The organism is Streptomyces sp. NPDC104309 (genome assembly GCF_055584025.1).
The window spans coordinates 55,582-80,659 of sequence record NZ_JBVJMV010000012.1 but is presented as its reverse complement, the minus strand read 5'-3'; the positions used below and the strand labels follow the sequence as shown (position 1 = coordinate 80,659).

The 25,078-nt window shown below is 69.5% G+C and carries 20 protein-coding genes and 2 pseudogenes; 12 read left to right on the top strand and 10 right to left on the bottom strand.

Annotated features, from left to right (window positions below):
- Nucleotides 1-155 precede the first annotated feature (155 nt).
- The 3 genes from ACZ68L_RS19220 (at nt 156) to ACZ68L_RS19210 (ending at nt 3,839) form a co-directional block, all read left to right on the top strand.
- On the top strand, nt 156-1,769 hold the full coding sequence (locus ACZ68L_RS19220) for an MFS transporter (RefSeq protein WP_469578378.1): 1,614 nt from the start codon (nt 156-158) through the stop codon (nt 1,767-1,769).
- Nucleotides 1,770-1,900: 131 nt separating this feature from the next.
- A complete protein-coding gene (locus ACZ68L_RS19215) occupies nt 1,901-2,563 on the top strand; it encodes a TetR/AcrR family transcriptional regulator (RefSeq protein WP_469578375.1) in 663 nt (220 codons plus the stop codon).
- Nucleotides 2,564-2,810: 247 nt separating this feature from the next.
- Nucleotides 2,811-3,839 carry an endonuclease/exonuclease/phosphatase family protein gene (locus ACZ68L_RS19210; RefSeq protein WP_469578371.1) on the top strand — a complete coding sequence of 343 codons (1,029 nt, stop codon included), beginning with the start codon at nt 2,811-2,813 and terminating at the stop codon, nt 3,837-3,839.
- Nucleotides 3,840-4,200: 361 nt separating this feature from the next.
- On the opposite strand, the gene ACZ68L_RS19205 is transcribed toward ACZ68L_RS19210, so the two are convergent.
- The 5 genes from ACZ68L_RS19205 to ACZ68L_RS19185 all read right to left on the bottom strand — a co-directional run bounded on the left by ACZ68L_RS19205 (nt 4,201) and on the right by ACZ68L_RS19185 (nt 10,106).
- Nucleotides 4,201-5,955, bottom strand: a complete 1,755-nt coding sequence (locus tag ACZ68L_RS19205; protein WP_469578368.1) for an NAD+ synthase — start codon at nt 5,953-5,955, stop codon at nt 4,201-4,203.
- Nucleotides 5,956-6,032: 77 nt separating this feature from the next.
- Complete coding sequence (locus ACZ68L_RS19200; protein ID WP_469578364.1) at nt 6,033-7,754, bottom strand: multicopper oxidase family protein; 1,722 nt, start codon at nt 7,752-7,754, stop codon at nt 6,033-6,035.
- A 404-nt stretch (nt 7,755-8,158) separates the two neighbouring features.
- Nucleotides 8,159-8,584 (bottom strand): CBS domain-containing protein, encoded by a 426-nt coding sequence (locus ACZ68L_RS19195; RefSeq protein WP_469578362.1) that lies wholly within the window; start codon nt 8,582-8,584, stop codon nt 8,159-8,161.
- Nucleotides 8,585-8,712: 128 nt separating this feature from the next.
- Complete coding sequence (locus ACZ68L_RS19190; RefSeq protein ID WP_469578359.1) at nt 8,713-9,432, bottom strand: DUF305 domain-containing protein; 720 nt, start codon at nt 9,430-9,432, stop codon at nt 8,713-8,715.
- Complete coding sequence (locus ACZ68L_RS19185; RefSeq protein ID WP_469578354.1) at nt 9,429-10,106, bottom strand: DUF3105 domain-containing protein; 678 nt, start codon at nt 10,104-10,106, stop codon at nt 9,429-9,431. Before ACZ68L_RS19185 ends, ACZ68L_RS19190 begins: the two co-directional genes overlap by 4 nt.
- A 246-nt stretch (nt 10,107-10,352) precedes the next feature.
- Between ACZ68L_RS19185 and glnA the strand changes: the two genes are divergently transcribed.
- The 5 genes and pseudogenes from glnA (at nt 10,353) to ACZ68L_RS19160 (ending at nt 15,018) form a co-directional block, all read left to right on the top strand.
- Complete coding sequence (gene glnA / locus ACZ68L_RS19180) at nt 10,353-11,714, top strand: type I glutamate--ammonia ligase (protein ID WP_072483343.1); 1,362 nt, start codon at nt 10,353-10,355, stop codon at nt 11,712-11,714.
- 532 nt (nt 11,715-12,246) lie between these two features.
- A pseudogene (locus tag ACZ68L_RS19175) lies at nt 12,247-12,395 on the top strand (IS1380 family transposase); the annotation flags it as partial.
- A gap of 798 nt (nt 12,396-13,193) precedes the next feature.
- Nucleotides 13,194-13,535 (top strand): hypothetical protein, encoded by a 342-nt coding sequence (locus ACZ68L_RS19170; RefSeq protein ID WP_469578347.1) that lies wholly within the window; start codon nt 13,194-13,196, stop codon nt 13,533-13,535.
- 233 nt (nt 13,536-13,768) lie between these two features.
- A pseudogene (locus ACZ68L_RS19165) lies at nt 13,769-14,149 on the top strand (transposase); the annotation flags it as partial.
- Nucleotides 14,146-15,018: a glutamate racemase gene (locus ACZ68L_RS19160; RefSeq protein WP_469578344.1), complete on the top strand. Its 873-nt coding sequence runs from the start codon at nt 14,146-14,148 to the stop codon at nt 15,016-15,018. The pseudogene ACZ68L_RS19165 and the gene ACZ68L_RS19160, both read left to right, overlap by 4 nt.
- A gap of 697 nt (nt 15,019-15,715) precedes the next feature.
- Here the strand turns inward: ACZ68L_RS19160 and ACZ68L_RS19155 are convergent.
- Entirely contained in the window at nt 15,716-15,925 is a 210-nt protein-coding gene (locus ACZ68L_RS19155; RefSeq protein ID WP_469578341.1) for a hypothetical protein, read from the bottom strand.
- A gap of 515 nt (nt 15,926-16,440) precedes the next feature.
- Between ACZ68L_RS19155 and ACZ68L_RS19150 the strand changes: the two genes are divergently transcribed.
- On the top strand, nt 16,441-16,590 hold the full coding sequence (locus ACZ68L_RS19150) for a hypothetical protein (protein ID WP_469578337.1): 150 nt from the start codon (nt 16,441-16,443) through the stop codon (nt 16,588-16,590).
- A gap of 135 nt (nt 16,591-16,725) precedes the next feature.
- Here the strand turns inward: ACZ68L_RS19150 and ACZ68L_RS19145 are convergent, their stop codons facing one another.
- Nucleotides 16,726-17,316 (bottom strand): acyl-CoA-like ligand-binding transcription factor, encoded by a 591-nt coding sequence (locus tag ACZ68L_RS19145; protein ID WP_469578335.1) that lies wholly within the window; start codon nt 17,314-17,316, stop codon nt 16,726-16,728.
- Between the two features lie 406 nt (nt 17,317-17,722).
- Here ACZ68L_RS19145 and ACZ68L_RS19140 point away from each other — a divergent pair, with 406 nt between their 5' ends.
- Nucleotides 17,723-18,523 (top strand): putative protein N(5)-glutamine methyltransferase, encoded by an 801-nt coding sequence (locus ACZ68L_RS19140; RefSeq protein WP_469578333.1) that lies wholly within the window; start codon nt 17,723-17,725, stop codon nt 18,521-18,523.
- A 34-nt stretch (nt 18,524-18,557) separates the two neighbouring features.
- On the opposite strand, the gene ACZ68L_RS19135 is transcribed toward ACZ68L_RS19140, so the two are convergent.
- Together ACZ68L_RS19135 and ACZ68L_RS19130 are read right to left on the bottom strand one after the other, a co-directional pair.
- A complete protein-coding gene (locus ACZ68L_RS19135; RefSeq protein WP_469578330.1) occupies nt 18,558-18,860 on the bottom strand; it encodes a DUF6191 domain-containing protein in 303 nt (100 codons plus the stop codon).
- 102 nt (nt 18,861-18,962) lie between these two features.
- The gene (locus ACZ68L_RS19130) at nt 18,963-19,472 is read right to left on the bottom strand and encodes a pyridoxamine 5'-phosphate oxidase family protein (RefSeq protein WP_469578327.1); all 510 of its coding nucleotides are present in this window, start codon (nt 19,470-19,472) and stop codon (nt 18,963-18,965) included.
- A 298-nt stretch (nt 19,473-19,770) separates the two neighbouring features.
- On the opposite strand from ACZ68L_RS19130, the gene ACZ68L_RS19125 reads away from it, so the two are divergent.
- Nucleotides 19,771-22,761, top strand: a complete 2,991-nt coding sequence (locus ACZ68L_RS19125; protein ID WP_469578325.1) for a bifunctional [glutamine synthetase] adenylyltransferase/[glutamine synthetase]-adenylyl-L-tyrosine phosphorylase — start codon at nt 19,771-19,773, stop codon at nt 22,759-22,761.
- A 50-nt stretch (nt 22,762-22,811) separates the two neighbouring features.
- On the opposite strand, the gene ACZ68L_RS19120 is transcribed toward ACZ68L_RS19125, so the two are convergent.
- On the bottom strand, nt 22,812-23,441 hold the full coding sequence (locus tag ACZ68L_RS19120; RefSeq protein ID WP_469578320.1) for a TetR/AcrR family transcriptional regulator C-terminal domain-containing protein: 630 nt from the start codon (nt 23,439-23,441) through the stop codon (nt 22,812-22,814).
- A 150-nt stretch (nt 23,442-23,591) separates the two neighbouring features.
- Between ACZ68L_RS19120 and ACZ68L_RS19115 the strand changes: the two genes are divergently transcribed.
- Complete coding sequence (locus ACZ68L_RS19115) at nt 23,592-25,070, top strand: APC family permease (RefSeq protein WP_469578315.1); 1,479 nt, start codon at nt 23,592-23,594, stop codon at nt 25,068-25,070.
- Nucleotides 25,071-25,078 lie beyond the last annotated feature (8 nt).

Genomic DNA, 25,078 nt, shown 5'->3' with positions numbered 1-25,078 from the left:
GAGGCGCCCTGACGGCGTCCCCGGACCGGTTCCATGGTGGCATCCCGCGGCCGTCCACGGGAAGTGGGCCCGCCCGTCCGTGTCCGTGGCCGCGCCTCGGTAAAGACCTTCCAATACGAGACGGTGTCGTATCGAAATCATATAAGCTCCGTGACATGTCAATACCGTCGGGCGCTCGCCCCGCCCTGCCCCAGGTTCCCGAGGCGGTTCACCGCCGCCGTTGGGCGATCCTCGTCGTTCTGATGTTCAGCCTGCTCATCGTGGTGCTGGACAACTCGATCCTGAACGTCGCGGTCAAGACCATCGCCAGCCCCGCACCCACCGGCATCGGTGCCACCCAGAGCGAACTGGAGTGGGCGATCAACGCCTACACGCTCGTCTTCGCCGGACTCCTGTTCACCGCGGGACTGCTCGGCGACCGCATCGGCCGCAAGAAGGTGCTGCTCTTCGGCATCCTCCTGTTCGGAGTCGGCTCCGCCTTCGCGTCCATGTCCGGCTCGCCCGGCGAACTGATCACCTGGCGTGCCGTGATGGGCTTCGGCGCCGCGTTCGTCATGCCCGCCACGCTCGCCGTCCTGATGAACGTCTTCGAACGCGACGAGCAGCCCAAGGCCATCGGTATCTGGGCCGGCAGCGTCGGCCTCGCCATCGCGATCGGCCCGATCACCGGCGGACTGCTGCTCGAACACTTCTGGTGGGGCTCGATCTTCCTGGTCAACGTGCCCGTGGTGGTCGTCGCGCTGATCGCGATGGTGCTGCTGGTGCCGGACTCCAGGGACCCGAAGCCGGGCCGGACCGACCCCGTCGGTGTGCTGCTGTCCATCGTCGGTCTGGTCCTGCTGGTGTACGGCATCATCCGCGGCGGACAGCTCGCCGACTTCACCGACCCCGTCGTGCTCCTCTCGGTCGTCGGCGGCCTGATCGTCCTGGCCGCGTTCGTCCAGTACGAGAAGCGCACCAGTCACCCGGCCCTCGACGTCACGTACTTCAAGGAGCCGTCGTTCTCCGCGGCCGTCGCCGCCATCGCGCTGGTCTTCTTCGCGCTCATGGGGGTGACCTTCTTCTCCGCCTTCTACATGCAGAGCGTGCGTGGCTGGAGCGCACTGGAGGCCGGTCTGATGATCCTGCCGCTGGCTGTCGCCCAGATGATCTTCGCACCGCGCGCCCGGCTGGTCGTCGACCGGTTCGGCGCCCGCGTGGTCTGCAGTGTCGGCATGCTGCTCGTCGCGCTCGGCCTCGCGGCGTTCGCGCTGTTCGACGCCACCACGCCGGTCTGGGTGCTGTGCGTGCTCTTCTTCGTGCAGGGCACGGGCATGGCACATGTGATGACGCCGGTCACGGTCTCCGTGATGCAGGCGCTGCCCAGGGAGAAGGCCGGTTCCGGATCGGCGGTCAACAACACGTTCCGGCAGGTCGGCGGGGCGCTCGGCATCGCCGTGCTCGGCTCGGTGCTGTCCACCGTCTACCGCGGCAGCATCGAGGGTCACCTCAGTGCGCTCCCGGCCGCCGCCAGGCAGGCGGCGGGGGAGTCGATCGAGGCGACGCTCGGCGTCGCGGACAAGCTGGGCCCGGCGGGCGCCCCGCTGGTCGCCGCGGCGAACGACGCGTTCCTGAAGGCCATGCACGTCACCGCCATCGGTTCGGCGGCCATCGCCCTGGTGGGCATGCTCGTGGTCGCGCTCTTCCTGCCGGGGAAGACGCCCGTCGAACAGGGCTCCAGCGGCTCCGGCGAGAGCGAGCCCTCGATACGCGCCGAGGCGGGCCGGTAACGGCCCCGGAGAGCTGAAGAGTGCCGCCTTCCGGGTTCCGGGTGACCCCGGACCCGGAGGCGGCTCACCGGGGCACCGCCGCCTTCGGCGAGAATCGGAAGAGCGGACGGTGCGGCGAGAGGCGGATTCAGGTGCAGGTAGACGCGCAGGCACAGGGCCGGAACCACCCGGTCCGGCAGGATCCGGAACCGCGAAGGGGCCGGCCGCGCAGTGCGGCGGCCGAGCGGGCGATCCTCGACGCCGTCGTGCAACTGCTGGAGGCCGGCGAGCCCCTCGCCGCCCTGTCCATCGAGCGGATCGCCCGCACCGCCGGGGTCGGCAAGGCGACCATCTACCGGCGCTGGAGCGGCAAGGAGGAGCTCTTCGTCGACGTCCTGCGCGACATCGAGCCCCCCGAACCCACCGTCTCCGGCACCGCCGGAATCGACGACCTGCGGCTGCTGCTGGAGTCCCTGCGCCGACGCGGCCTCGCCCAGCGCTCCTCCGTCCTGCTCCACAACGTCTTCGCGCAGATGAAGAGCCACCCCAAGCTGTGGTCCGAATACCAGTGCACCGTCATAGCGCCCCGCCGCGCCGCCATGCTGGCCGCCGTGCGGCGGGCGGTCGACGCGGGGGAGCTGCGCGGGGACCTGGACGTGGAGCTGACGAACGACCTGTTCCTGGGGCCCATGCTCGTCCGCACCATCCACCGGCCCGATGCGCCGCTGCCCGAGGACCTCGCCGACCGCATCATCCGGACCCTGACCGAGGGCCTCGCCCCCCGGACGGGTTCCGCCCCGGCCGCCGACGAATGAGAGGCTGTCGGGTGACCTCCGATCGGGCGGGCAGGAGGCCACCCGACACCCTCTGGCGCGCCCGGGGCCCGCGCGAGTGTGATCGTTCTGTCACAAGCCCCCGCAGACCGCTCCTTTCAGGAACCCTCCGGACCCCGCCCTTCGTCCTCGTGGCAGTACAGCCGTCGTGGACGGCAGGAAACCCGCCGCCCATCGCCTAGGGTCGAGGGCGCGGCGATACGCACGGCAAGGCAGTGAGGACAGCGCGATGGTGCAGGCGTACGGAGCGGACACCGGGAACAACCGTACGGGGCCGCAGCGCACCGGGTCCGGATCCCGTCTCCGGGACCTGCGCGACAGATGGACCCGCGACCCGGGCATCTGGCGGCGCGGAATCGTGCTCGCCCTCTGCTCGGTCCTCCTCACCCTGGTGATGGCCTTCCACGCGAAGATCCCGAACACCATCGGCAACCTGGGCAGCCTCTCCGAGACGTTCCTGCCGTGGATCGGCGCGTTCGTCCCGCTCCTGCTGATTCTGGGCCTGGTGCGCCGCTCGGCGACCGCGCTGATCGCCCTCCTGCTGCCGATCGTGGTCTGGTTCAACATCTTCGGCGGGCTGCTCACCGACAAGTCGGGCAGCGGCGGCGACCTCACCGTGGCCACCCACAATGTCAACGCCGACAACCTCGACCCCGCGGGCACCGCCCGGCAGGTCGCGAGCTCCGGTGCCGACATCATCGCCCTGGAGGAGCTGCCGAGCGGCAAGGTGTCGAAGTACGAGGCGGCACTCGCCGAACGCTTCCCGTACCACTCGGTGCAGGGGACCGTCGGCCTGTGGAGCAAGTACCCGATGAGCAACACCCGCCCGGTCGACATCAAGATGGGCTGGACCCGGGCGATGCGCTCCACGGTGAAGACCCCCCGGGGCGAGGTGGCCGTCTATGTGGCCCATCTGCCGTCCGTACGGGTCAAGCTGCACGCCGGATTCACGGCCAACCAGCGCGACGACAGCGCGGACGCCCTGGGCGAGGCCATCGCCGACGAACGGCTCGGCAAGGTGATCCTGCTCGGTGACCTCAACGGCACGATGAACGACCGCTCGCTCAACGCGGTCACCGCGCAGATGAGGTCCACCCAGGGCGCGGCCGGCAACGGCTTCGGCTTCAGCTGGCCGGCGTCGTTCCCGATGGCGAGGATCGACCAGATCCTGGTGAAGGACGTGGAGCCGGTGTCGTCGTGGACGCTCCCGGCGACGGGCAGCGACCATCTCCCGATCGCCGCACGCCTGAAGCTGTGACAGGTACGAGATAGGCCCGCCGCCGCCCGTCCCGTGCGGCGGCGTGACGCACGAGCCGGGCGCTCGCGCACGTGGGGCCGTGACGCCGGGCGCGCTCGCGGCGGGCCCGCTCACGGACCGGGCGCTGCGCCCGACGCTGTACGGATCGCTCGGCGCGCTCGCCGTCGTCCTGCACGTCTTCCCGTTCGCCGTCCATGTGGGGCCCCCACGGCGGCCGACGGGCTCAAGCGGGACCGGGTCCTTCCGCCCAGGACGGCGGCCGGCCGGGGCAGGCCCGTCCGGTGCCGGAGGGCGAGCCCGGCTCGGGCCGTCGGGTGGCCGAGGACAGGACGGCCACCGGACGGCCCCGGTACCTCATTGCTCAGCCCGACTCGCGCCACCGGTTCGTGATCGGCAGCCGCCGGTCCTTGCCGAAGCCCTTCGGGGAGATCTTCGTGCCCGGCGGGTACTGCCGCCGCTTGTACTCCGCGGTGTCCACCATCCGCAGCGTCTTCGTCACCAGGGCCCCGTCGAACCCGGCCGCGACGATCTCGTCCAGCCCCTGGTCCCGGTCGACGTACAGCTCCAGGATCCGGTCCAGTACGTCGTAGTCGGGCAGCGAGTCCGTGTCGACCTGGCCCGGCCGCAGCTCGGCGCTGGGCGGCTTGGTGATGGACGCCTCCGGGATCGGCGGGGTCTGCCCGCGCTCCTCGGCGGCGCGGTTGCGCCACTTCGCGAGGCGGAAGATCGACGTCTTGTAGACGTCCTTGATCGGGCCGTACGCCCCGACCGAGTCGCCGTACAGCGTCGAGTAGCCGACCGCCAGTTCGGACTTGTTGCCGGGGGCCAGGACGATCTGGCCCTCCTGGTTGGAGACGGCCATCAGCATCGTGCCGCGCAGCCGGGACTGCAGGTTCTCCTCGGCGAGGCCGGTGAGCCCCAGCGAGCCCATGTACGCGTCGAACATCGGCTCGATCGGCACGGTGCGGAAGTTCAGCCCGGTACGGCGGGCCAGCTCGGCCGCGTCGCCCTTGGAGTGGTCCGAGGAGTACTTCGACGGCATCGAGATGCCGTACACGTTCTGCGCGCCCAGCGCGTCGCAGGCGATGGCCGCGACCAGCGCCGAGTCGATCCCGCCGGAGAGCCCGATCAGCACACTGCTGAAGCCGTTCTTGGCGGCGTACGCGCGCAGGCCCACGACCAGTGCGGAGTACAGCTCCTCGTCGTCGTCGAGCCGCTCCGCGTATCCGCCGGCCAGCTCCGGCTCGTACGCGGCCAGGGGCTCCTCGGAGAGCACCACGCGATCGATCCGCAGCCCGTCGTTCACGACACCCGACGGCGCCTCGGCCTCGGCGGCCGGCAGGTCCAGATCGAGCACGACGCTGCCTTCGGCGAACTGCGGAGCGCGGGCGATCACTTCGCCGTCGCGGTCGACGACGATCGAGTCACCGTCGAAGACCAGCTCGTCCTGGCCGCCGATCATCGCCAGATACGCGGTGGTGCAGCCGGCCTCCTGGGCCCGCTTGCGGACCAGCTCCAGCCGGGTGTCGTCCTTGTCCCGCTCGTACGGCGAGGCGTTGATCGACAGCAGCAGCCCGGCGCCGGCGGCCCGCGCGGCCGGCACCCGGCCGCCGTCCTGCCAGAGGTCCTCGCAGATCGCGAGCGCCACGTCGATGCCATGGACCCGCACCACCGGCATCGAGTCGCCCGGTACGAAGTACCGGAACTCGTCGAAGACGCCGTAATTGGGGAGGTGGTGCTTGGCGAAGGTCAGCGCGACCTGCCCGCGGTGCAGCACCGCCGCGGCGTTCTGCGGGGCGCCGGCCGGCTGGCCGTAGCGCGGCTGGGCCGTTTCGGAACGGTCGAGATAACCGACCACGACCGGCAGCTCCCCGAAGCCCTCCGTGTCGAGACGGGCGGCGAGCGCGCGCAGGGCCTGACGCGAGGCCTCGACGAAGGACGACCGCAGGGCCAGGTCCTCGACGGGGTAGCCGGTCAGCATCATCTCGGGGAACGCCACCAGATGGGCGCCCTGCTCGGCGGAGTGCCGGGTCCAGTGGACGATCGCCTCGACGTTGCCGGAGAGATCACCGACGGTCGAGTCGATCTGATTCAGTGCGAGGCGTAGTTGAGGCACGCGCACCAGTGTAATCGTCTGACTGACGCGATGTCCTGGCGGGCCGCGCGCTCGCGGGGCGGCCCGCCAGGAGCGGGTCAGCGGCGGTAGCCGACGACCGTCATCATGCCCACGTCCGAGTGGTAGATGTTGTGGCAGTGGAGCATCCACAGACCCGGGTTGTCCGCGTCGAACTCGACGGCCATTGAACTGTGCGGCCGGACGATCACGGTGTCCTTGCGCGCCCACCCGGCCGCGCGCCGGTGGGAGGCCCGGTGCTGCGGCCCCGCCGCACCCACCACGCCGAACGAGTGCCCGTGCAGATGGACGGGGTGCCACATCGACGTGACGTTGTAGAACTCCAGCCTGACCCGCTCGCCCGCCCTGACCGGATGGCGCTGTCCGGGGTTGTACGGCTTGCGGTCGAAGGCCCAGTCGTACGCGCTCATGCTGCCGGTCAGCTTGAACCGCAGGGTCCGGTCGGCCTTGCGGACGGACAGCGCCACGGATTCGTCCGGCGACAGGTCGAACGCCTCCACCAGCTTTCCGTCCAGCTCCTTCGGCCGTACGGAGGCGGTGGGTGCCGTGCCCATTCCGGTACGGAGCAGGGCCAGCGCCGACGCCCGCTTGCCCTCGGCGAGCGCGGTCAACGGGAACACTCCGTCCCCGGCGGTCACCACCACGTCGTACCGCTCGCCCATGCCCAGCAGCAGGGCGTCCGTCGTGGTGTGCCGGACCGGGTAGCCGTCGGTGTGGGTGATGGTCATCCGGTGACCGCCGAGCGCCACGCGGAACGCGGTGTCGCCGCCCGCGTTGATGATGCGCAGCCGGATGCGGTCGCCGGGCTTGGCGGAGAAGGAGGTGGGCGACTGCGCGGTCCGGCCGTTGATCAGGTAGTACGGGTAGGCGACATTGCCTCCGTGGCTGTCGAGCAGTCTGCTGAAGGAGTCCCTCATGATCCGTGAGGGGCCGGAGCGGCGCTTGGTGGACTTGGGGGACCCGCCGTGTCCGTTGTCCCCCGCGTCGCCCTTGTCGTCCATGTCGCCCTGCTGGTCCATGTCGGCGTGGTCCGAGCCGCCGTGGTCCATGCCGCCCCTGCCATGGCTGAGCTCGTCGAGCACCGAGTCGGGCGTGGAGCCGTCCACTCCGTCGACCCAGTCGTCGAGGACGACGACCCACTCCTTGTCGTACTTGAGGGGCTCCTTCGGATCGTCGACGATCAGTGGCGCGTAGAGCCCGCGGTCCTGCTGGACACCCGTGTGCGGATGGAACCAGTACGTCCCCGGGTGCGGCACCTTGAAGTGGTACGCGAATTCCGCGCCCGGCTTGATCGCCTTCTGGGTCAGGTCGGGGACGCCGTCCATGTCGTTGCGCACGTTGAGGCCGTGCCAGTGCAGGGTGGTCGCGGCCGGAAGGTGGTTGGCGAGGGTGAGTGCCACGTTGTCGCCCACCTTGAACCGGAGCTCCGGGCCGGGCAGGCGGGCTTCGTAGGCCCAGGAGCCGACGACGAGCCCGCCGCCCAGATCGAGACGGGACGGGGTGGCGGTGAGGTCGATCCTCCGCAGGGGACCGGACGGCCGCTTCGCCTCGGCCGCGGCGACCTCCTCCCCGTCGGGGGAGACGTACTCGCCACGGGACCTCTCCCGGGGGGAGGTCCCGTGGTTCACGCCGCCGCGGGTCGTGCCGTCGGCGTTGGCGCCGCCGGCCTTCGTACCACTGCGGCCCGTCTCGGATTCGCCGGAACAAGCGGCCAGGACCGTCGTACCGGCGGTGGCGACAGCGGCGCCGAGCACGGCGCGCCGGGTGGGTGGAGTGCGCATGACGGAGAGCACCTCGGGGTGTGGTCGGTGGACGGTCTGCTGGGGGAGGGGCGGCACCCCTTCCGTATCCGCAGCACCGACAACGGGGCACGACGCGTCCGGCCCGGCCGGGCGTCCGGCCCGGGAACCGGCGACACCCGCGCCGCACCACCCCCGACGAGGTGGGCGACCTCGATGGGCAGCACGACGGACGGAAACAACTGTCCGTATGTCGCACATCCACTCAGTGTCATGTCGAGCACCCTACCCCTGCTGGGTATGCACCGCGCGGGGAGACGTACCGGCGCAGTGCGGAAACGTATCTCCCCAGTACTGATGGGCCCGCCGGGGCGCACGGCGCAGCGACCCGGTACCCCTCGCGCACGAGGGGCACCGGGCCATTGAGCGGTGCGTTCGAGGAGCCGTCAGCCGCGGGCGTAGACCTTCTCCGCCCAGGCGCCGATCTGCTCCTCGGACAGGTGCTGCGCCAGATCGGCCTCGCTGATCATGCCGATCAGCTTCTTGTTCTCGACCACCGGAAGCCGGCGGATGCGATGGGTCTGCATCTCCTCCAGAACCTTCTCCACGCCCGCCTCCGCATCGATCCAGCGGGGGGTGCCGTGGGCGAGGTCGCCCGCGGTCATCTTCGACGGATCGTGTCCCATCGCCACACAGCCGACCACGATGTCGCGGTCCGTGAGGATGCCGATCATCCGGTCCTCCTCGCCGTGGGCCGAGATGGGCAGCGCGCCCACCTTGTGGTCGCGCATCAGCTGTGCGGCGCGGTCGAGTGTCTCGTGCGCGGGGATCCAAGTGGCCCCGGTGTGCATGATGTCCTTGGCGGTGGTCATGAGGGATTCCTCCTGCGTGCCGTCGGGCATGCTGTACGACCCCGAGCGAAACCCATCGTCATGGGCCCGTTCGGGGCACGCGACCGCTATCACCCGTTCGGGTGCATCTGCGGCTCGGAGGGAATCATTCAGGACCGGGGCTTCGCCCCTCGCGCCGCCAGCATGCGCGCCATCGTGTCCAGCTCGGACTGCTGGGCGTCGGCCATTCCCCGGGCCAGGCGCTTCTCCACCTTCACCGTGCACAGCCGGGCGCAGCCGCGAGCCATGTCGATGCCGCCCTTGTGGTGGTCGGTCATCAGCTGGAGGTACAGGACCTCGGCGTTCCTGCCACTCGCCCTCCGGAGCCGGTCCAGCTCGGTCCTGGTCGCCATGCCGGGCATGAGGGAGCCGTCGTGCGCGCGGTACCCGGTCGTCCCCGTGCCCTCCATCCCCGCCATGCCGTCCATGGGATGCCCCTCGTGCCCGTCGGCCGCCATCCAGGCCATCGGCTCCTGCCCGGCGGCCGCCTTCGGCAGCTCCCACAGGTCCAGCCAGCCGAGCAGCATGCCCCGCTGGTTGGCCTGTGTATTGGCGATGTCGTACGCGAGGCGGCGCACCTCCTCGTCACGCGTGCGGTCACGCACGATGAAGGACATCTCCACGGCCTGCTGGTGGTGGACCGCCATGTCGCGGGCGAAACCGGCGTCCGCCGAGTCCACCGCAGGCGTGCGCGGGGCGGGGACGGCGACATGGTCCGCACCGTCGTCCCGCGCGGAGGCGACCGTCGCCACCCCCGCGAACAACAGCGCGAGCCCGACGGCGGAGCCCGCCACCCACTTGACGCGCCGGTCACGCCTCACAGCGGTCACCGGGCCCCCAGCCCGCCCGTGCACGCCGCGCCGGGCTCGGGCGTCTGCGGCCCCTGCACGAACGCGGCGAAGAACTGGCCGACCCGCGGGTCGTCCGCGCCCTCCACCGTCACCTGATTGCCCCAGGCACTCAGCATGATCGTCCCGGCCTGGCCCTCGTACGGGCTCATCAGCGAGTACGGCGTCCGGCCGACCCGCTCGGCGAGCTTCGCCACATCGGCGTCGGAGGCCTTGTCGGTGTACGTCACCCACACCGAGCCGTGCTCCAGCGAGTGCACGGCGTTCACGTCGGGGATCGCCTTCTTGTAGACCTCGCCGTCGCAGTTCATCCACACGGGGTTGTGGTCACCGCCGACCGGGGGCTTCATCGGGTACGTGACGGGCGTCGTGACGTGGTTGCGGGTCAGCTTCTTGGCGTCCCACGTCTTCAGGCCCTCGATCGGCCCGTCGGCCGGCTTCTGCTGATCCGTCGCGGGGGCCTTGGCGTCATCGGCCCGGACGTCCTGCTTCTTCTCCGACGCCTCGGACTTGTCCAGCACCATGTACGAGCCGAAGCCGACCAGCCCCACGACGACGAGGACGCTCAGGCTTATGGCCAGGACACGGTTGCGGCGCTCGCGGGCGCGGTCGGCGTTGCGCAGCTGCTCCATGCGGGTCCTGCGGTCGAAGCTCATGGCGGCGGGTCCTTCTGCGAAGGGGCGGGGAGGGACGGGAATCGGTCGGGAGAACCGGCGTGCACCGGGCAGTCGCGAAAGCCGCTCCACCCCATGCGCACCACGGGCGCCGATCGTAGTGGGTGGCCGGGTGCTCCATCTCACTTCGTGTGCGTAATCTGGGTGAAATCCCGGGTCGTGACACTGGAGCTCCTCCCCTACCCCGGGCGGTGGTGCACGGACCGTCTGAACTGCAAGGATGTGGCTATGGACAAGCAGCAGGAATTCGTCCTCAGAACGCTTGAGGAGCGCGACATCCGCTTCGTACGGCTGTGGTTCACCGATGTCCTCGGCTACCTCAAATCCGTTGCCGTGGCCCCCGCCGAACTGGAACAGGCGTTTGACGAGGGCATCGGCTTCGACGGCTCGGCCATCGAGGGTTTCGCCCGGGTGTACGAGTCCGACATGATCGCCAAGCCGGACCCGGGCACGTTCCAGATCCTGCCGTGGCGCGCGGAGGCCCCTGGCACGGCCCGGATGTTCTGCGACATCCTGATGCCCGACGGCTCGCCGTCCTTCGCCGACCCCCGCTACGTCCTCAAGCGCATCCTCGCCAAGACGTCCGACCTGGGCTTCACCTTCTACACCCACCCGGAGATCGAGTTCTTCCTGCTGAAGGACAAGCCGGTGGACGGAAGCCGCCCCACCCCCGCCGACAGCTCCGGCTACTTCGACCACACCCCGCAGAACGTCGGCATGGACTTCCGCCGCCAGGCGATCACCATGCTCGAATCCATGGGCATCTCGGTCGAGTTCAGCCACCACGAGGGCGCCCCCGGCCAGCAGGAGATCGACCTGCGGTACGCGGACGCGCTCTCCACCGCCGACAACATCATGACCTTCCGTCTGGTGATGAAGCAGGTCGCGCTGGAGCAGGGCGTGCAGGCGACGTTCATGCCGAAGCCGTTCTCCGAGTACCCCGGCTCAGGCATGCACACCCACCTCTCCCTCTTCGAGGGCGACCGCAACGCCTTCTACGAGTCGGGTGCCGAGTACCAGCTGTCCAAGGTCGGCCGCTCCTTCATCGCCGGCCTGCTCACCCACGCCGCGGAGATCTCCGCCGTGACGAACCAGTGGGTCAACTCCTACAAGCGCATCTGGGGCGGTTCCTCCCGCGCCGCGGGCGCCGGCGGCGAGGCCCCCTCGTACATCTGCTGGGGCCACAACAACCGCTCCGCGCTCATCCGCGTCCCCATGTACAAGCCCGGCAAGACCGGCTCCGCCCGCGTCGAGGTCCGCTCCATCGACTCCGGCGCCAACCCCTACCTGACGTACGCGGTGCTGCTCGCCGCGGGCCTCAAGGGTATAGAAGAGGGCTACGAACTCCCGGCCGGCGCCGACGACGACGTGTGGGCGCTGTCCGACGCGGAGCGCCGCGCGATGGGCATCGAGCCCCTGCCGCAGAACCTGGGCGAGGCGATCGCGCTGATGGAGAAGAGCGAACTGGTCGCCGAGACGCTCGGCGAGCACGTCTTCGACTTCTTCCTGCGCAACAAGAAGCAGGAGTGGGAGGAGTACCGCTCCGAGGTCACGGCCTTCGAACTGAAGGCCCTGCTGCCGGTGCTGTAGGCGCGGGCCGGCGCCTTGTGTGTCGTGGAACGGCAGCCGGGCCCGACGGTCATCGACCGTCGGGCCCGGTTCGTCTTCTCAGCCGTGGGCCGTCTGTGGGCCGTCAGGCGTCAAAAATGAGCTGTCGTACATGGAGTCCACGGCCTTACGTGTACGCCCCTCACTGCTCGTCAGGAGGTGCGTGTACACGCGGAGGGTGAAGCCTGGGTCGGGCCTTGACCCCTGATCCTGAACACGACTTATGCGGCTTTGGCCAGCCTAGTTGATGGTGCGTCGAGTGCCGCCTCGGAGCTTGCGGGTTGCAGGACGCTGGGATCTGACTACATGTGGAGCGCTCTGCGGCCGAGCCGAGCTTGAGGGTCCGCTCAGCCGGTTCGGCGCATGGTTTTGGCGCCGCCTCCGTCGCCTGTTTGTGCGGCAGTGCTCTTGACGTCCTCAAGCACCCTCCCACCTTGCGCATGAACTTCGTGGTGACACCGTGCAGGCCTGCGAGCTCGTGGATGTCGACGGCGCCAGCATTGCCGGCCTCAGCGACCTGCCGGCTTGGATGCCGGTGCTCGCGCTGACCGGCCGGACTCGGCGGTGGGAGCCCAAACCCCGACGGCGGCGGCTGTTCTCCGCCGCTGCCCAGATGGACACCCGGGCCGCCGCTGCATGCGGCTCGCCCGTCACTGGCCCTGACGCGATATGACCACCAGCGCGTGCGAGCGACTGCGAGCCCTGCCGAACCTTGGACGACCAGCGGCAACGACCTGTCCCGACCAGTACCCATCACACCCGGAGCCGTGGAACCCGGCGCCCACCCGGCACGTCAGTCGGGCCGCCTGCATGCCCGCAACCCGCCACGGTCCGCAATACGCTGCCGACTCCGTCGGTAGACCGTCACGAAAGATCGATGTTAAGCCAAGCGGGATAATCGGCCATCATTTTGAGGTGACTTCAAAATCCCCTAAAAAGCCTATAGTCATTCGTGACCAGAGCAGTAGGACGCAAGTATTTCGTTTCACCTACGGGGATTTGAGGAGATAATGAATCTCGCGCGTCGCGTTTTCGGTATCGGTGCCACATTGGCCGTGGTCTCCACATCCATGGTGGTCGCGTCAGTCAGCCCAGCCGCTGCCGCGGACCCGTGTGCTGGGAAGTCAACGAACCACATAGTGAAGAACTTCACGCGAGGATTCGTCAACGTGCCTCTTCGCTGCCCCACGTCGACGTGGGGGTACCGGCACCTGGCCCCGAAGCACGGATACGACAGCTCTATGATTGCGAACACAGTCTCCCGCGGAAAGCAAAGCTTCGGGTTCTACTATCAGAACCTCTCCCAATGCCCCCCAGTGGCGTTCAAAGTGGTTTTCAACAACGGCCCGATCGGTGGAAGTGGCGTAAGCCCTCAGGGAATCATCACCGCGTACTATCAGCCCGGACATATCGCATCGGTGGCCTCGAACAGGGCTGCAGCAGCCTGCTAAAGTAGGCAATATGGACGAGGTGCAGGGCCCGGTGGGCCTCGATGCAATGCTTTCGGAGAGTTTTAGCGAACCAGGGAGTCCTGTATTCAGGATCACTCAGGCGATCGTAAAGCCCGAGGGTGACGGCATTCGCATTGTCGCAACAGTAGATGTGACCTCCAGCAGTATGTGCGATGAGCAATGGGTTCTCACCCTGGATTTTCCCGCAGAAGACTCCGCTGCGGCTGCGCCAAATGCATCGTCGAGCGAACACTCTTGGTTCACCTTGATGGTGAGATCGAATATCATTGAGTGGTGGCACACGAGGGAGATCGATCCCAACATCCCAGTGGCCCCTCGGCGTACAAAATAGCTATAGCGAAGCCGCTCACCAAAATCCGACGCCCGTGGTCGGGTCTCCCGGGGGTGCGATTCCCCCGAGAGACCCGACCACTGGTGCCGAATCCGCCTTATTGGAGGCCGCACAGATAGGCACGGTGGCGGTACCTCGGTAGCAAAGCAGGCACAAGTCTTGGCGATCACGGAGTTGCGACGCTCTGTGATCACCGGGGAGACCTGTGCCTGTACTGCCATCATGGCTGACCGAACCGTCACGACTCCCCGCTACTTGCCCCGACCCTGGACCGCCTGCAGGACCTGGGACCGCCGCCCGAAGACGTCACCGTGCACCTGGACGCCGGCTACGACTCGGACAAGACTCGCACCCTGCTCCACGAACGCGGCCTGCACGGCCGCATCGCGCACAAGGGCGAGAAGGCACCCCTTCAGGCAAGTCAGAGGTGGCACGTCGAACGCACCCACGCCTGGCAGAACGCCTTCCATCGCCTCGCCCGCTGCAACGAGCGCCGGGCCACCGTCATCGACGCCTTCTTCGACCTTGCCGACACCATCATCACCGTGTGTAGCCTGATCCGCCGAGCATGGACCACTAACCGCTGGGAGGACCGCCCCCACCGCCGCCTGTGACGGACCGCCATTCGCGCCGATGGTCGGCTGGTAGCTTGACTTCCATGATGGTGGCAGTGATCGACTCAGGGCTTGGCCTCCTTTCCACCACAGGATGGCTACGGCACCTCGCCCCGGAACTCGATCTGCTTCTGTTCTTGGACCCCGACGGCGCCCCCTGGGGATCGAAACCTGCCTCCTTCGTCACGGACCGTCTGTTCAGTGCCGCCCAATTGGCCGTCCAGCGCGGTGCGGAGGCCATCGTGGTCCCCTGCAACACCGCCACCGTCACCGCGATCGACGCTCTGCGTGAGAGTTTTGAACCCCGTGTGCCTGTGATCGGAACCGTGCCCGCCGTGAAGTCGGCCGCAACGGCCGGCCAAGGCATCGCCGTGTGGGCAACCGTCCGGACCACAGCGAGTGACTACCAGGATCGCCTGATCGCGGACTTCGCGAACGGTCGGCCTGTCGCGCGTGTCGCATGCCCCGGTCTGGCCGAGGCGATCGACCACGGAGACATGGCCGCCGCAGCAGAAGCGATCGCCGACGCGGCCAAGCGGACCCCCCAGAATTGCGACTCCGTGGTGCTGGGATGCACGCACTACCCCCTGCTGGCACCAGAGATTCTGCAGAGCCTGCCCACCGGAACCACCCTGTACGACAGCGCGGAGGCAGTCGCCCGCCAAGCACTTCGGCGATTGGACCGAACCACGGAATCGCACAGCACCACGGGCTCCATCGACGTGGTACTCAGCGGGCGCTGCGGAAATCTCCCAGCAGGCGCCCACGCCTACCCGGTGGGTCGCGCCCTTGCCGCTGCAGCGCGGGTGCCCCGCGACATTCTCATCTCCGCCGCAACTCGCGCCTCGATGAACGCTCCAGCGATCTGAGAAAGCCCCGGAACCTCTACCACTTGTCGGCCAGGCATATAGCCACTCCGTTCGCGGCGGACCCCGGGAACCACAGAGCGTGACAACCACCTGATCGCCCAGGACCTGTGTCTGCCTCGCGCCGGGTTCCCCACCGCGCCTATCTGCGCGACCTCTTGGACGCTCACTGTTGCTGCCCATTGATTTCCGCTCAATCGGGCATACGCTGGATACGACGGAGTCGCCAGGCGTGGATCTCGCCGTAGAGCACGGATACCGCAAGCATGAAGAGCACGGCCTCTATACTCGCTGACCACGGTTCAGGCAACCACCAGTGACCTATGACCGCCCACCCAGCGGCGATCGGCACGGCGAGGAGGTAGCCGCGCAGACGCACACGGAACCGACGCACATCGTGCCGTGGTTCAACTGCCATGATGGCCCTGTGTCATCGCGGGATGATGCCTGATCACAAACGTATGCTGCTCACCTTTGCCCGGCAGGTCAATGCTCCAGCAGGGACTCGGTGTTGGATCACGTATCGGCCAGTTCTTCTGGAACTAGCTCGTCAAGTGTGCCACCTGCGGCGCCTCAGTGGGGCGGACTTCTGACCTGCGGCGGCGTGAGCGCTGTCTGTCAATATTGGTCAGCCTCGGTTCGCCTCGCACGGACCCAGCGACGGCCCAACACCGCATGGAGGCTTCGGCGGCCTTCCTTGTCAGAAGCCGGCAGGGCCGTTCGCGACTGGCGGCTGCCCCGGCGCTCCGTCCCCCTGGTGACGACCGGCTATGGCTGCGGCGAGCGCCAGAAGCGCCTCCACCTGAGCCATCTGCAAGCGGTAGTCCGGCTGGACTGTTCCTCCCATGGCACCTCTTAGCGGCGCCAAGAGGTCGATGGCAGCTTGCTCGTGTTCCTTGTAGCTGGCCATGTATGCCTCCGAAGTCAAGTTGGGCAGCGCGGCACGCTACCACTCGGGCGGCGGAGCGGCTTTGGCCAGGAGCGGCTTCGGCGTCGCTCCGGCTGCCGCCGTCGACCGGTGCGACAGCCGGAGGGAGAAGCTGGGGTACGCCTCCGTCCGGCGCCGTTGATGTCAGAGCTTCAGTGTTGGGGCCGCCGGACCAGCACCGGGCTGAAGGAGACCGAGCGTCTGCCGTACAGCAGCGGAGTACCGCAACCACAGCAACCGTCCCCGTCTTGCTGCTCGATCGGGCATGCGGAGGGCACGTGTGCTCCTCCGCCGCCCCTTCGGCCGTCAGACGGCACACCCGTTGCAAGGAGACCCTATGGTGCCCTCCCCGGGCTGTGAGCGGCTCGGACCGCCTCGTAGTCTCGTTCCGTCAACACGGCAAGGACGGGGGCGTTCACTCGATGGCAAAGCCTGTACGTGCAGCACTGGGGGATGTCTGGCTCACCTGCCAGGTCTGCCAAGGAGACCTGTTCCGAGTGCGGGAAGTCCTGCTCAACAGCACCGGCATGGAGTTCATGAAGTTGGCCTGGGCCAACAAGAGCGCCACCGGGCTGATCTGCTGGCAGTGCGGCTACGTCCACCTCTTCGTCAACAAGGACATCGAGCTCTACCGAGCTGACAAGTAACGGAGGGAGAAGCCGACCTGGGCGGCACAGCGGTTGCCCCCCAGCCGCTCGTGTGAGGACCGGCGACGCCCCACCGTCCCCCCGCTCCCGCGCTCGGCACAGTGCCGCGGAATCCGGTCCTGCGCCGCTCCCCGCTCAGTCGAACCGGCGGGCCATCTCGTCCAGGATCTCGTCGATCACCGCGGAGGGCTCACGGGCCAGGTCCTCCTCGATCCACAGGTGCATGGCGATCCGCAGCGAGGACAGGAACGCGGCGGCCAGGACCAGGGGGCGGACCGCCTTCTCCGCCGGGCCCTGGCGCACCGCCATGGCGTCGGCCAAGTCCCCTTCCAGGGTCGCGTGGTTGGCCAGTTGACGGGCGAGCAGCGAGGGGTGCCGCATCGCCAGCCTGGTCCGCAGGGCCCACTCGCGCTCCGGCGGTGCGACCCGTTCGGCGAACTGTGTCATGGCTGCCCGCAGCGCCGCCCACGCGGTCTCCTCGGCGGGCCGGTCGCGCACGGTCCGGACGAGCTCCCTGATCTGTTGCTCCTCCCCGTACAGGAGGGCGTCCTCCTTGCCCGTGAAGTAGTTGGAGAACGTTCTGCGGGAGATCCCGGCCGCGTCCGCGACGGCCTCCACCGTGACGTGGTCGAAGCCGTGCTCCACGGTCAGCCGCAACGTCGCCTCGTGCACGGCCTGCCGCGTGGCTTCCTTCTTGCGTTCCCGCAGTCCCACAGCGCGCTCCATGGGTTCAGTATCGCCCGGCCGGGGATAATTGCGCAGTGGGCAAATTTGTGCGTGGTGACCGTCCATGTCCGGGGCCGGGACCGCCATGCCGCCACCCGCTCCGAGACCGCCGCCGCAGGCACCGCCGACTGGCCCGGGACCGCCGTCCCGTGCGAGGTGACCCACGCTGCAGCGACGGCGGCGGAACACGATCGGCCGTGCCGGCGCCCTTGCGGACATCTCCGGCAGGGGCACCGCCCGACGCCGCGACTGAGGTAATGTGACGCATCCCCACCTGGGGACCGACCAAGGAGGTGAGACCCATTACCGCTGTATCAGGCTGGGTGCTCACCCCACACGATCGCGTGGTCGACCCGACATAATCGACCGCGGAGCGCCCATCGGCTTTCCCGAAAGGCTCCGCTTCATGTCGGTTCCCGCTTCACCACTCACCGTTGCCACCATCGTCACCACACTCCGCGCCGTCGGCTGCGTATTCGCCGAGGACGAGGCGGAGTTGATTGTCTCCACAGCCACCGACCCCGCCGACCTCGCCGCCATGGTCGAACGGCGGGCCGCCGGTCTGCCCCTGGAACATGTCCTCGGCTGGGCCGAGTTCGGTGGTCTGCGGATCGCCGTGGACCCCGGCGTCTTCGTACCCCGCCGCCGCACCGAGTTCCTGGTGGGGCAGGCCGCCGCTCTCGCCGGGCCGGGGGCGGTCGTCGTCGACCTGTGCTGCGGCTCGGGCGCACTCGGCGCCGCGCTCGCCGCGACGCTGGGCCGCATCGAACTGCACGCCACCGACGTCGAACCCGCAGCCGTACGGTGCGCCCGCCGCAACATCGCCGAGACCGGCCGGGTGTACGAGGGCGACCTTTTCGAGCCGCTCCCCGGATCGTTGCGCGGCCGGGTGGAGACACTGCTCGCCAATGTGCCGTACGTGCCGACCGAGGACGTCGAACTGCTGCCCCCGGAGGCCCGTATCCACGAACCGCGCGTCGCACTCGACGGGGGAAGGGACGGCCTCGACGTCCTGCGGCGGGTCACCGCCGAGGCCCCCCGGTGGCTGGCACCGGGCGGGCATCTGCTGGTCGAGACGAGCGAGCGGCAGGCGGCACGGGCCGAGGAGACCGTCGCCCGCAGTGGTCTGATCCCGCGCGTGGTCACCTCCGACGAGCTGTACGCCACCGTCGTCATCGCGACCCGGCCGGAGCCGTCGGGGAACTGAGCGCGGACGGATGCAGGGGCGGCCCGGTCCGGGCTCAGGATTCCGGCTTCCGCCTGACCACCGCCGTCCCGGCGTCCAGGTCCACCCCCATGCGGGGCGGCGCGCCGTCCAGCGCGTCGTCCTTCAGGACCTGTTCCTCCACCCGGTGCTCGATCTCCACGCGCTTCGCCGAGTTGAGGAACGCGTGCAGCTCATCGGCGACCGAGGCCCCCACGCCCAGCCCGTGACGAGGCGTGCGGGCCGCGAGGACACGTCGCAACCAGTCGGGCCGGCCGGTACGGACCACGGCGTAGCGGGCCGAGGCCAGCAGGAACGGCACCATCACCAGCACGGCCATCACTAAAAGGCTCGACATCATCACCATGCCCGTCCCAACGGCGGGCGCCGGGCCGCCGTTCCCGCCGTCGTACGGAGAGCCGGGGCCGCGCGCCCCCGCCGCTCAGCCGAAGCGCCACCGCGTCTGGCTGAACGGGTGCTTGCCGAAGCCGAAGACCGTACGCGGCGACACCTCGAACACCAGCGCCACATGGCCCGCGTGCCGGAACGTGCCGTCCTGGACGTCGAAGTGCCACTGAGAGCCGTACTTCGACTCCCAGGCCGCGGCCAGTAGGTTCAGCCGGTCCTCGTCCGTCACCCGCTCCGCCCGGCCCTCGACCACCACGTCGAACCCCTCCGACAGGGTGTTCCGGCCGGTGGTCACCACCACTTCCGGGTTGGCCGCCAGATTCCTGCCCTTGCGTTCCGACGCACCCGTGCTGAAGTACAGCGCGCGCCGGGACCACACCCCGATCAGCGGGGTGACATGCGGGCGGCCGTCCGGCCGGACCGTGCTCAGCCAGTACGTCTCCGCGCCGGCCAGCAGTTCCTGTGCCGCCTGCCACGGGCAGGCCGTCGCACTCTCGTGGCTGTAGCGGGTGTCCAGTTCGGCGAGGGGTTCGAGTCCGGACATGCGGGCCTCCCGGTCGGGTCCTTGAAACGATCCTGTCTGCGAAGTGTGGACCGCGCACCTGCTCCGAATTCATCGGTACAGCCCTTACGGCCTCGCCCGCGATTGGCAGCGGCGTCGCGGTATCCGGGGCCTCCGCCTCCGGCGTTGTCGTCAGTCGCCGACGCTCCGCGTCGACTCCCTCCTCCGCCTTGGATTCGAAGGCCCCGGATGCCGCTCCTTGTCCCACTGCCAATCGTGGGCGAGGCCGTTAGGCTCGGAACGCTGGATGGTGTGTGGGCGGCGAGCAGGAGAGCGCGGAATGACGACGGTGCCGGGACGCAGGAGCAGTACGTTCACCCGACTGCTGCGGCACGGTTTCACCGACCCCTCCGCCGCCGAGCGCCTCCTCGATCTGCCCGTGCTGTCGTCCGTGCGCTCCGATCCGGTGCTGCTCGACGCCCTCGGCGCCACCGCGGACCCCGATCTGGCGCTGCGCGGGGTCGTCCGGCTGGTGGAGTCCGAGGAGCCGGACGAGCGGCAGATCCTGCTGGACACCCTCGTCACCGCCAAACCGCTGCGGGACCGGCTGCTCGGAGTGCTCGGGGCGTCCGAGGCGCTCGGTGACCATCTGGCCCGCCACCCCCGCGACTGGCACGCGCTCGTCACCTACGAGGCCACCGATCTGCACCCCGGGGTGCACGAATTCGAGCAGGACCTCGCCGGAGCCGACGACCCCGACTCGCTGCGCGTCTCCTACCGCCGGTGCCTGCTGGCCATAGCGGCCCGCGACGTGTGCGGTACGACGGACGTCGCCGAGGCCGCCGCCGAACTGGCCGATCTGGCCACGGCGACCCTGCGGGCGGCGCTGGCCATCGCCCGAACGGCCGCACCCGCCGACGCCGCCCTGTGCCGGCTCGCCGTCATCGCGATGGGCAAGTGCGGCGGGCACGAGCTGAACTATGTCTCCGACGTCGACGTCATCTTCGTCGCGGAACCGGCCGACGGCGTCGAGGAGAGCGCGGCCGTGCCGGCCGCCACCCGGCTGGCCGCGCACATGATGCGGATCTGCTCCGACACGACCGTCGAGGGCACCATCTGGCCCGTCGACGCCAACCTGCGCCCCGAGGGCCGCAACGGGCCCCTCGTCCGGACGCTGTCCTCGCATCTCGCGTACTACCAGCGCTGGGCCAAGACCTGGGAGTTCCAGGCGCTCCTCAAGGCCCGGCCGGTGGCCGGCGATCCCGAACTGGGCGCGGAGTACCTCGAGGCCGTCTCGCCGCTCGTATGGCAGGCCGCGGACCGCGAGAACTTCGTCGCCGACGTGCAGAAGATGCGCAGGCGCGTCGTCGACAACATCCCCGCCGACCGCGTCGAACGCGAGATCAAGCTCGGGCCCGGCGGGCTGCGGGACGTCGAATTCGCCGTACAGCTCCTCCAGTTGGTGCACGGCCGCAGCGACGCCACCCTGCGCAGCGGCTCCACCCTGGAGGCGCTGCGGGCACTCGCCGCGGGCGGCTACGTGGGACGCGTGGACGCCGCGCAACTGGACGACGCGTACCGCTTCCTGCGCGCCATGGAGCACCGGATCCAGCTCTACCGGCTGCGCCGTACCCATCTGGTCCCCGAGGACGAGCGGGATCTGCGCCGGCTCGGGCGCTCCCTGGGGATGCGTACGGACCCGATCACCGAGCTCAACCAGGCGTGGAAGCGGCACGCCTCCGTGGTGCGGCGGCTGCACGAGAAGCTGTTCTACCGGCCGCTGCTCGACGCGGTCGCCCAGCTCGCGCCCGGCGAGACCCGGCTCAGTGCCGAGGCGGCCGGGCACCGGCTCGAAGCCCTCGGATACGCCGACCCGGCCGCCGCGCTGCGGCACCTGGAGGCACTGTCGTCCGGGGTCTCCCGCAAGGCCGCCATCCAGCGCACCCTGCTGCCCGTGCTGCTCGGCTGGTTCGCGGACTCCGCCGACCCGGACGCCGGACTGCTGGGTTTCCGCAAGGTGTCCGACGCGCTCGGCAAGACTCCCTGGTACCTGAGGCTGCTGCGGGACGAGGGCGCCGCCGCCGAGAATCTCGCCCGGGTGCTGTCGGCCGGCCGGCTCGCCCCCGACCTGCTGCTGCGCGCCCCCGAGGCGGTGGCTCTTCTCGGCGATCCGCAGGGACTGAGGCCGCGCAGCCGGGAGCACCTGGAACAGGAGGTGCTGGCCGCGGCGGGGCGCGCGGAGGATGCCGAATCCGCCGTCGCCGCGGTGCGCGGGGTGCGGCGACGTGAGCTGTTCCGGACCACGGCCGCGGACCTCATCGGCTCGTACGGTACGGAGGAAAGCCCCGCCGAGGAGGATCCCGGGGCCCTCGTCGACCGGGTCGGCAGCGCCGTCACCGATCTGAACGCCGTCACGATCGCGGGCGCCCTGCGCGCCGCCGTGCGCGAACAATGGGGGGACACCCTGCCCACGCGGTTCGCCGTCATCGGCGTGGGCCGATTCGGCGGGCACGAGCTCGGATACGGTTCCGACGCCGATGTGCTGTTCGTCCACTCGCCGCGCGAGGGCGTGGACGAGCACGAGGCGGCGCGGGCCGCGAACGCGGTGGTCGCCGAGGTGCGCAGACTCTTGCAACTGCCCACCGCCGACCCTCCGTTGATCATCGACGCGGATCTGCGGCCGGAGGGCAAGAGCGGGCCGCTGGTGCGTACGCTGCGCTCGTACGAGGCGTACTACCGGCGCTGGTCGCTGGTCTGGGAGAGCCAGGCGCTGCTGCGCGCCGAACCGGTGGCGGGCGACGAGGAACTCGGCCGTGGCTTCATCGAGCTGATCGATCCGCTGCGCTACCCGATGGAGGGTCTCGGGGAGGACGCGATCCGCGAGATCCGCCGTCTGAAGGCCCGGATGGAGTCCGAACGGCTGCCGCGCGGCGCGGACCCGACGCTCCACACCAAGCTGGGGCGCGGCGGCCTGAGCGACGTCGAGTGGACGGTCCAGCTGATGCAGATGCAGCACGGCTGGGCGGAACCGGGGCTGCGGACGACGCGCACCCGCGAGGCGCTGGCCGCGGCGTTCGCGGCGGAACTGATCCCGGCCGAGGACGCGCAGACGCTGGACGAGGCGTGGGTGCTGGCGACGCGCGTCCGCAACGCGGTGATGCTGGTACGGGGGCGGCCGGGCGACACGTTTCCGTCCGGACCACGTGAACTCACCGCGGTGGGGCGGTACTTGGGCTATGAGCCGGGGCATGTCGGGGACATGCTGGACGACTACCGGCGGATCACGCGACGGGCGCGGGCGGTGGTGGAGGAGCGGTTCTACGGGGCGTGAGGGGTACTGCGCGGGGCCTTCCGGGGCCCCGTCCCGGAAAGCCCCGGTCCTCAGTCGGCGGACGGGCTCGACGCGTCCTCCTCCAGCAGTGCGCGGCAGTGTCCCATGAAGGCCCCCAGCGCCAGTTCGAACGCCGCGTCCGCCCGGCCCGTCCCCACCGCGGCCAGGGCCTCCGCGAGGCGGGGTGTCGTCGTGTCGTCCGGCAGTTCCCACATCGTCTCCGGGGCCGCCAGGTCCAGCGCGGAGCCGAGGACCAGGTTCTCCAGGGCGGTGATCACCGTCATCACCTCGCTCATGGCGAAGCCGACGCCGAGCAGCAGCCGTACCGCGCGCTCGTACTGTTCCAGGACCTTCGGGGCGCGCACCGGTGACGTCGTCAGCAGCGGGATCGCCTGCGGGTGGGCGGCGAACGCGGCACGGTAGGAACGGGCCCAGGCCGTCATCGCCGCGTCCCACGGCTCCACGTCGAGGGTCGCCGAGTCGATCGCCGCACAGACGCGCTCCCGGACGAGCTCGACGACTCCGCCCCTTCCGTCCACATGGTGGTAGACCGACCCGGTCTGCACCCCGAGCCGCCGGGCTATCTGCGGGACGCTGAACTCACCCTGTTCATCGATGAGTTCGAGCGCCGTGGCGGTGATGCGCTCCCGGTCGAGCAGCGCCGTGCGCGGCCGTCCCATGTGCCGTTCTCCTGACGTATGCCTGCGGGCAAGTCTGCTGAAAGGTCTTCCCGGATGCCCATGGACGAGGCTACATTGCCGAAACCGAAAGCCTTTAGGTTTCTGGTCCCCGGTCCCTGCCCCGCCAGTCGCAGAAGGGCTTCCTTTCGTATGTCCGCGCCCACCCTCGGGAGAGGCACCCTCGGCACCGCCGACATCGCCTTCTTCGTCATCTCGGCCGCCGCACCGCTCACGGTGATGGCCGGGGTCGCCCCCATCGCCATCCTGCTCGGTGGCATCGGCGCCCCCGTCGGCTATCTGCTGGCGGGCATCACCCTCGCGGTCTTCGCCGTCGGGTTCACCACGATGAGCCGCCATGTCCGCAGCGGAGGCGCGTTCTACGCGTACATCACCCGAGGGCTGGGCCGCCCCCTCGGCATCGCCGCCGCCCTGCTCGCGATGCTCGGCTACAACGGCATGGAGATCGGCGTCTACGGGCTCCTCGGCGCGGCCACCGCCGACACCGCCCAGGCCCTGTGGGGCATCGACATCCCCTGGCTGCCGGTTTCCCTGGCCGGGCTGCTGCTCGTCTGGTACGGAGGCTTCCGCTCCATCGACTTCGGCGCCAAGGTCCTCGGGGTGCTGCTCGTCGCCGAGACCGGCATCCTCGTGCTGCTCGCGGGCGGTGTGCTGCTGGACGGCGGAGCCGACGGGATCTCGCTCGCCTCGTTCTCACCCGGCCATGTCTTCGTACCGGGCATGGCAGCCGTACTGGCCTGCGCCTTCGCCGCGTTCACCGGGTTCGAGTCCACGGTGATCTACCGGCGCGAGGCACGGAACCCGGACCGTACCGTGCCGCGCGCCACCTACATCGCCGTCGCGTTCCTCGGGCTCTTCTACTCGTTCATCGTCTGGACCGTCATCCAGGCCTTCGGTGACGCCCAGGTCGTCAAGGCCGCCGCCACCGATCCGGGCGGGCTGTTCTTCTCCGCCATCACCCACTACGTCGGCGGCTGGGCCGCGGACCTGATGCACATCCTCATCGTCACCAGCGTGCTCGCCTCGCTGCTCGCCTTCCACAACGCCATCAACCGGTACGGGCTCGCGCTCTCCGAGGAGGGGGTGCTGCCCGCCGCCCTCGGCCGCGTCCACCCCCGGCACCGTTCCCCGTACGTGGCCGGTGTGGCCCAGGTCGTGCTCGGCGCCGTGATCGTGATCGGCTTCGCGGCGGCCGGTGCCGACCCGTACGCGCAACTGCTGCTCTGGGTCAACACCCCGGGAATGATCGGCCTGATGGCGCTGCAACTGCTCGCCGCGATCGCCGTGCCGCTCTACTTCCGGCGGTTCGACCACGGCGAGGGCAGGCTCCGCACCGTCGTCGCGCCGGTTGTCGCGGCCGTGCTGCTCGCCGCCGCGATCGTCCTGGTCACGGACAACGTCGATCTGTTCTCCGGGGCCTCGACCGGCGTGAACGTCGTGCTCGTCTCGCTGGTGCCCGCGGTCTTCCTGATCGGGCTCGCGCTCGCGTACCGGCTCAAGCGCACCAGACCCGAGGTGTACGCCCGGTTCGCGGCCGAGCCGTCGCCGCCGGGAGAGGACGGGGCCGTGACCGTCCCCGACCCCACCGTGCCCGCCTCCACCACCGTCTAAGGAGCCCC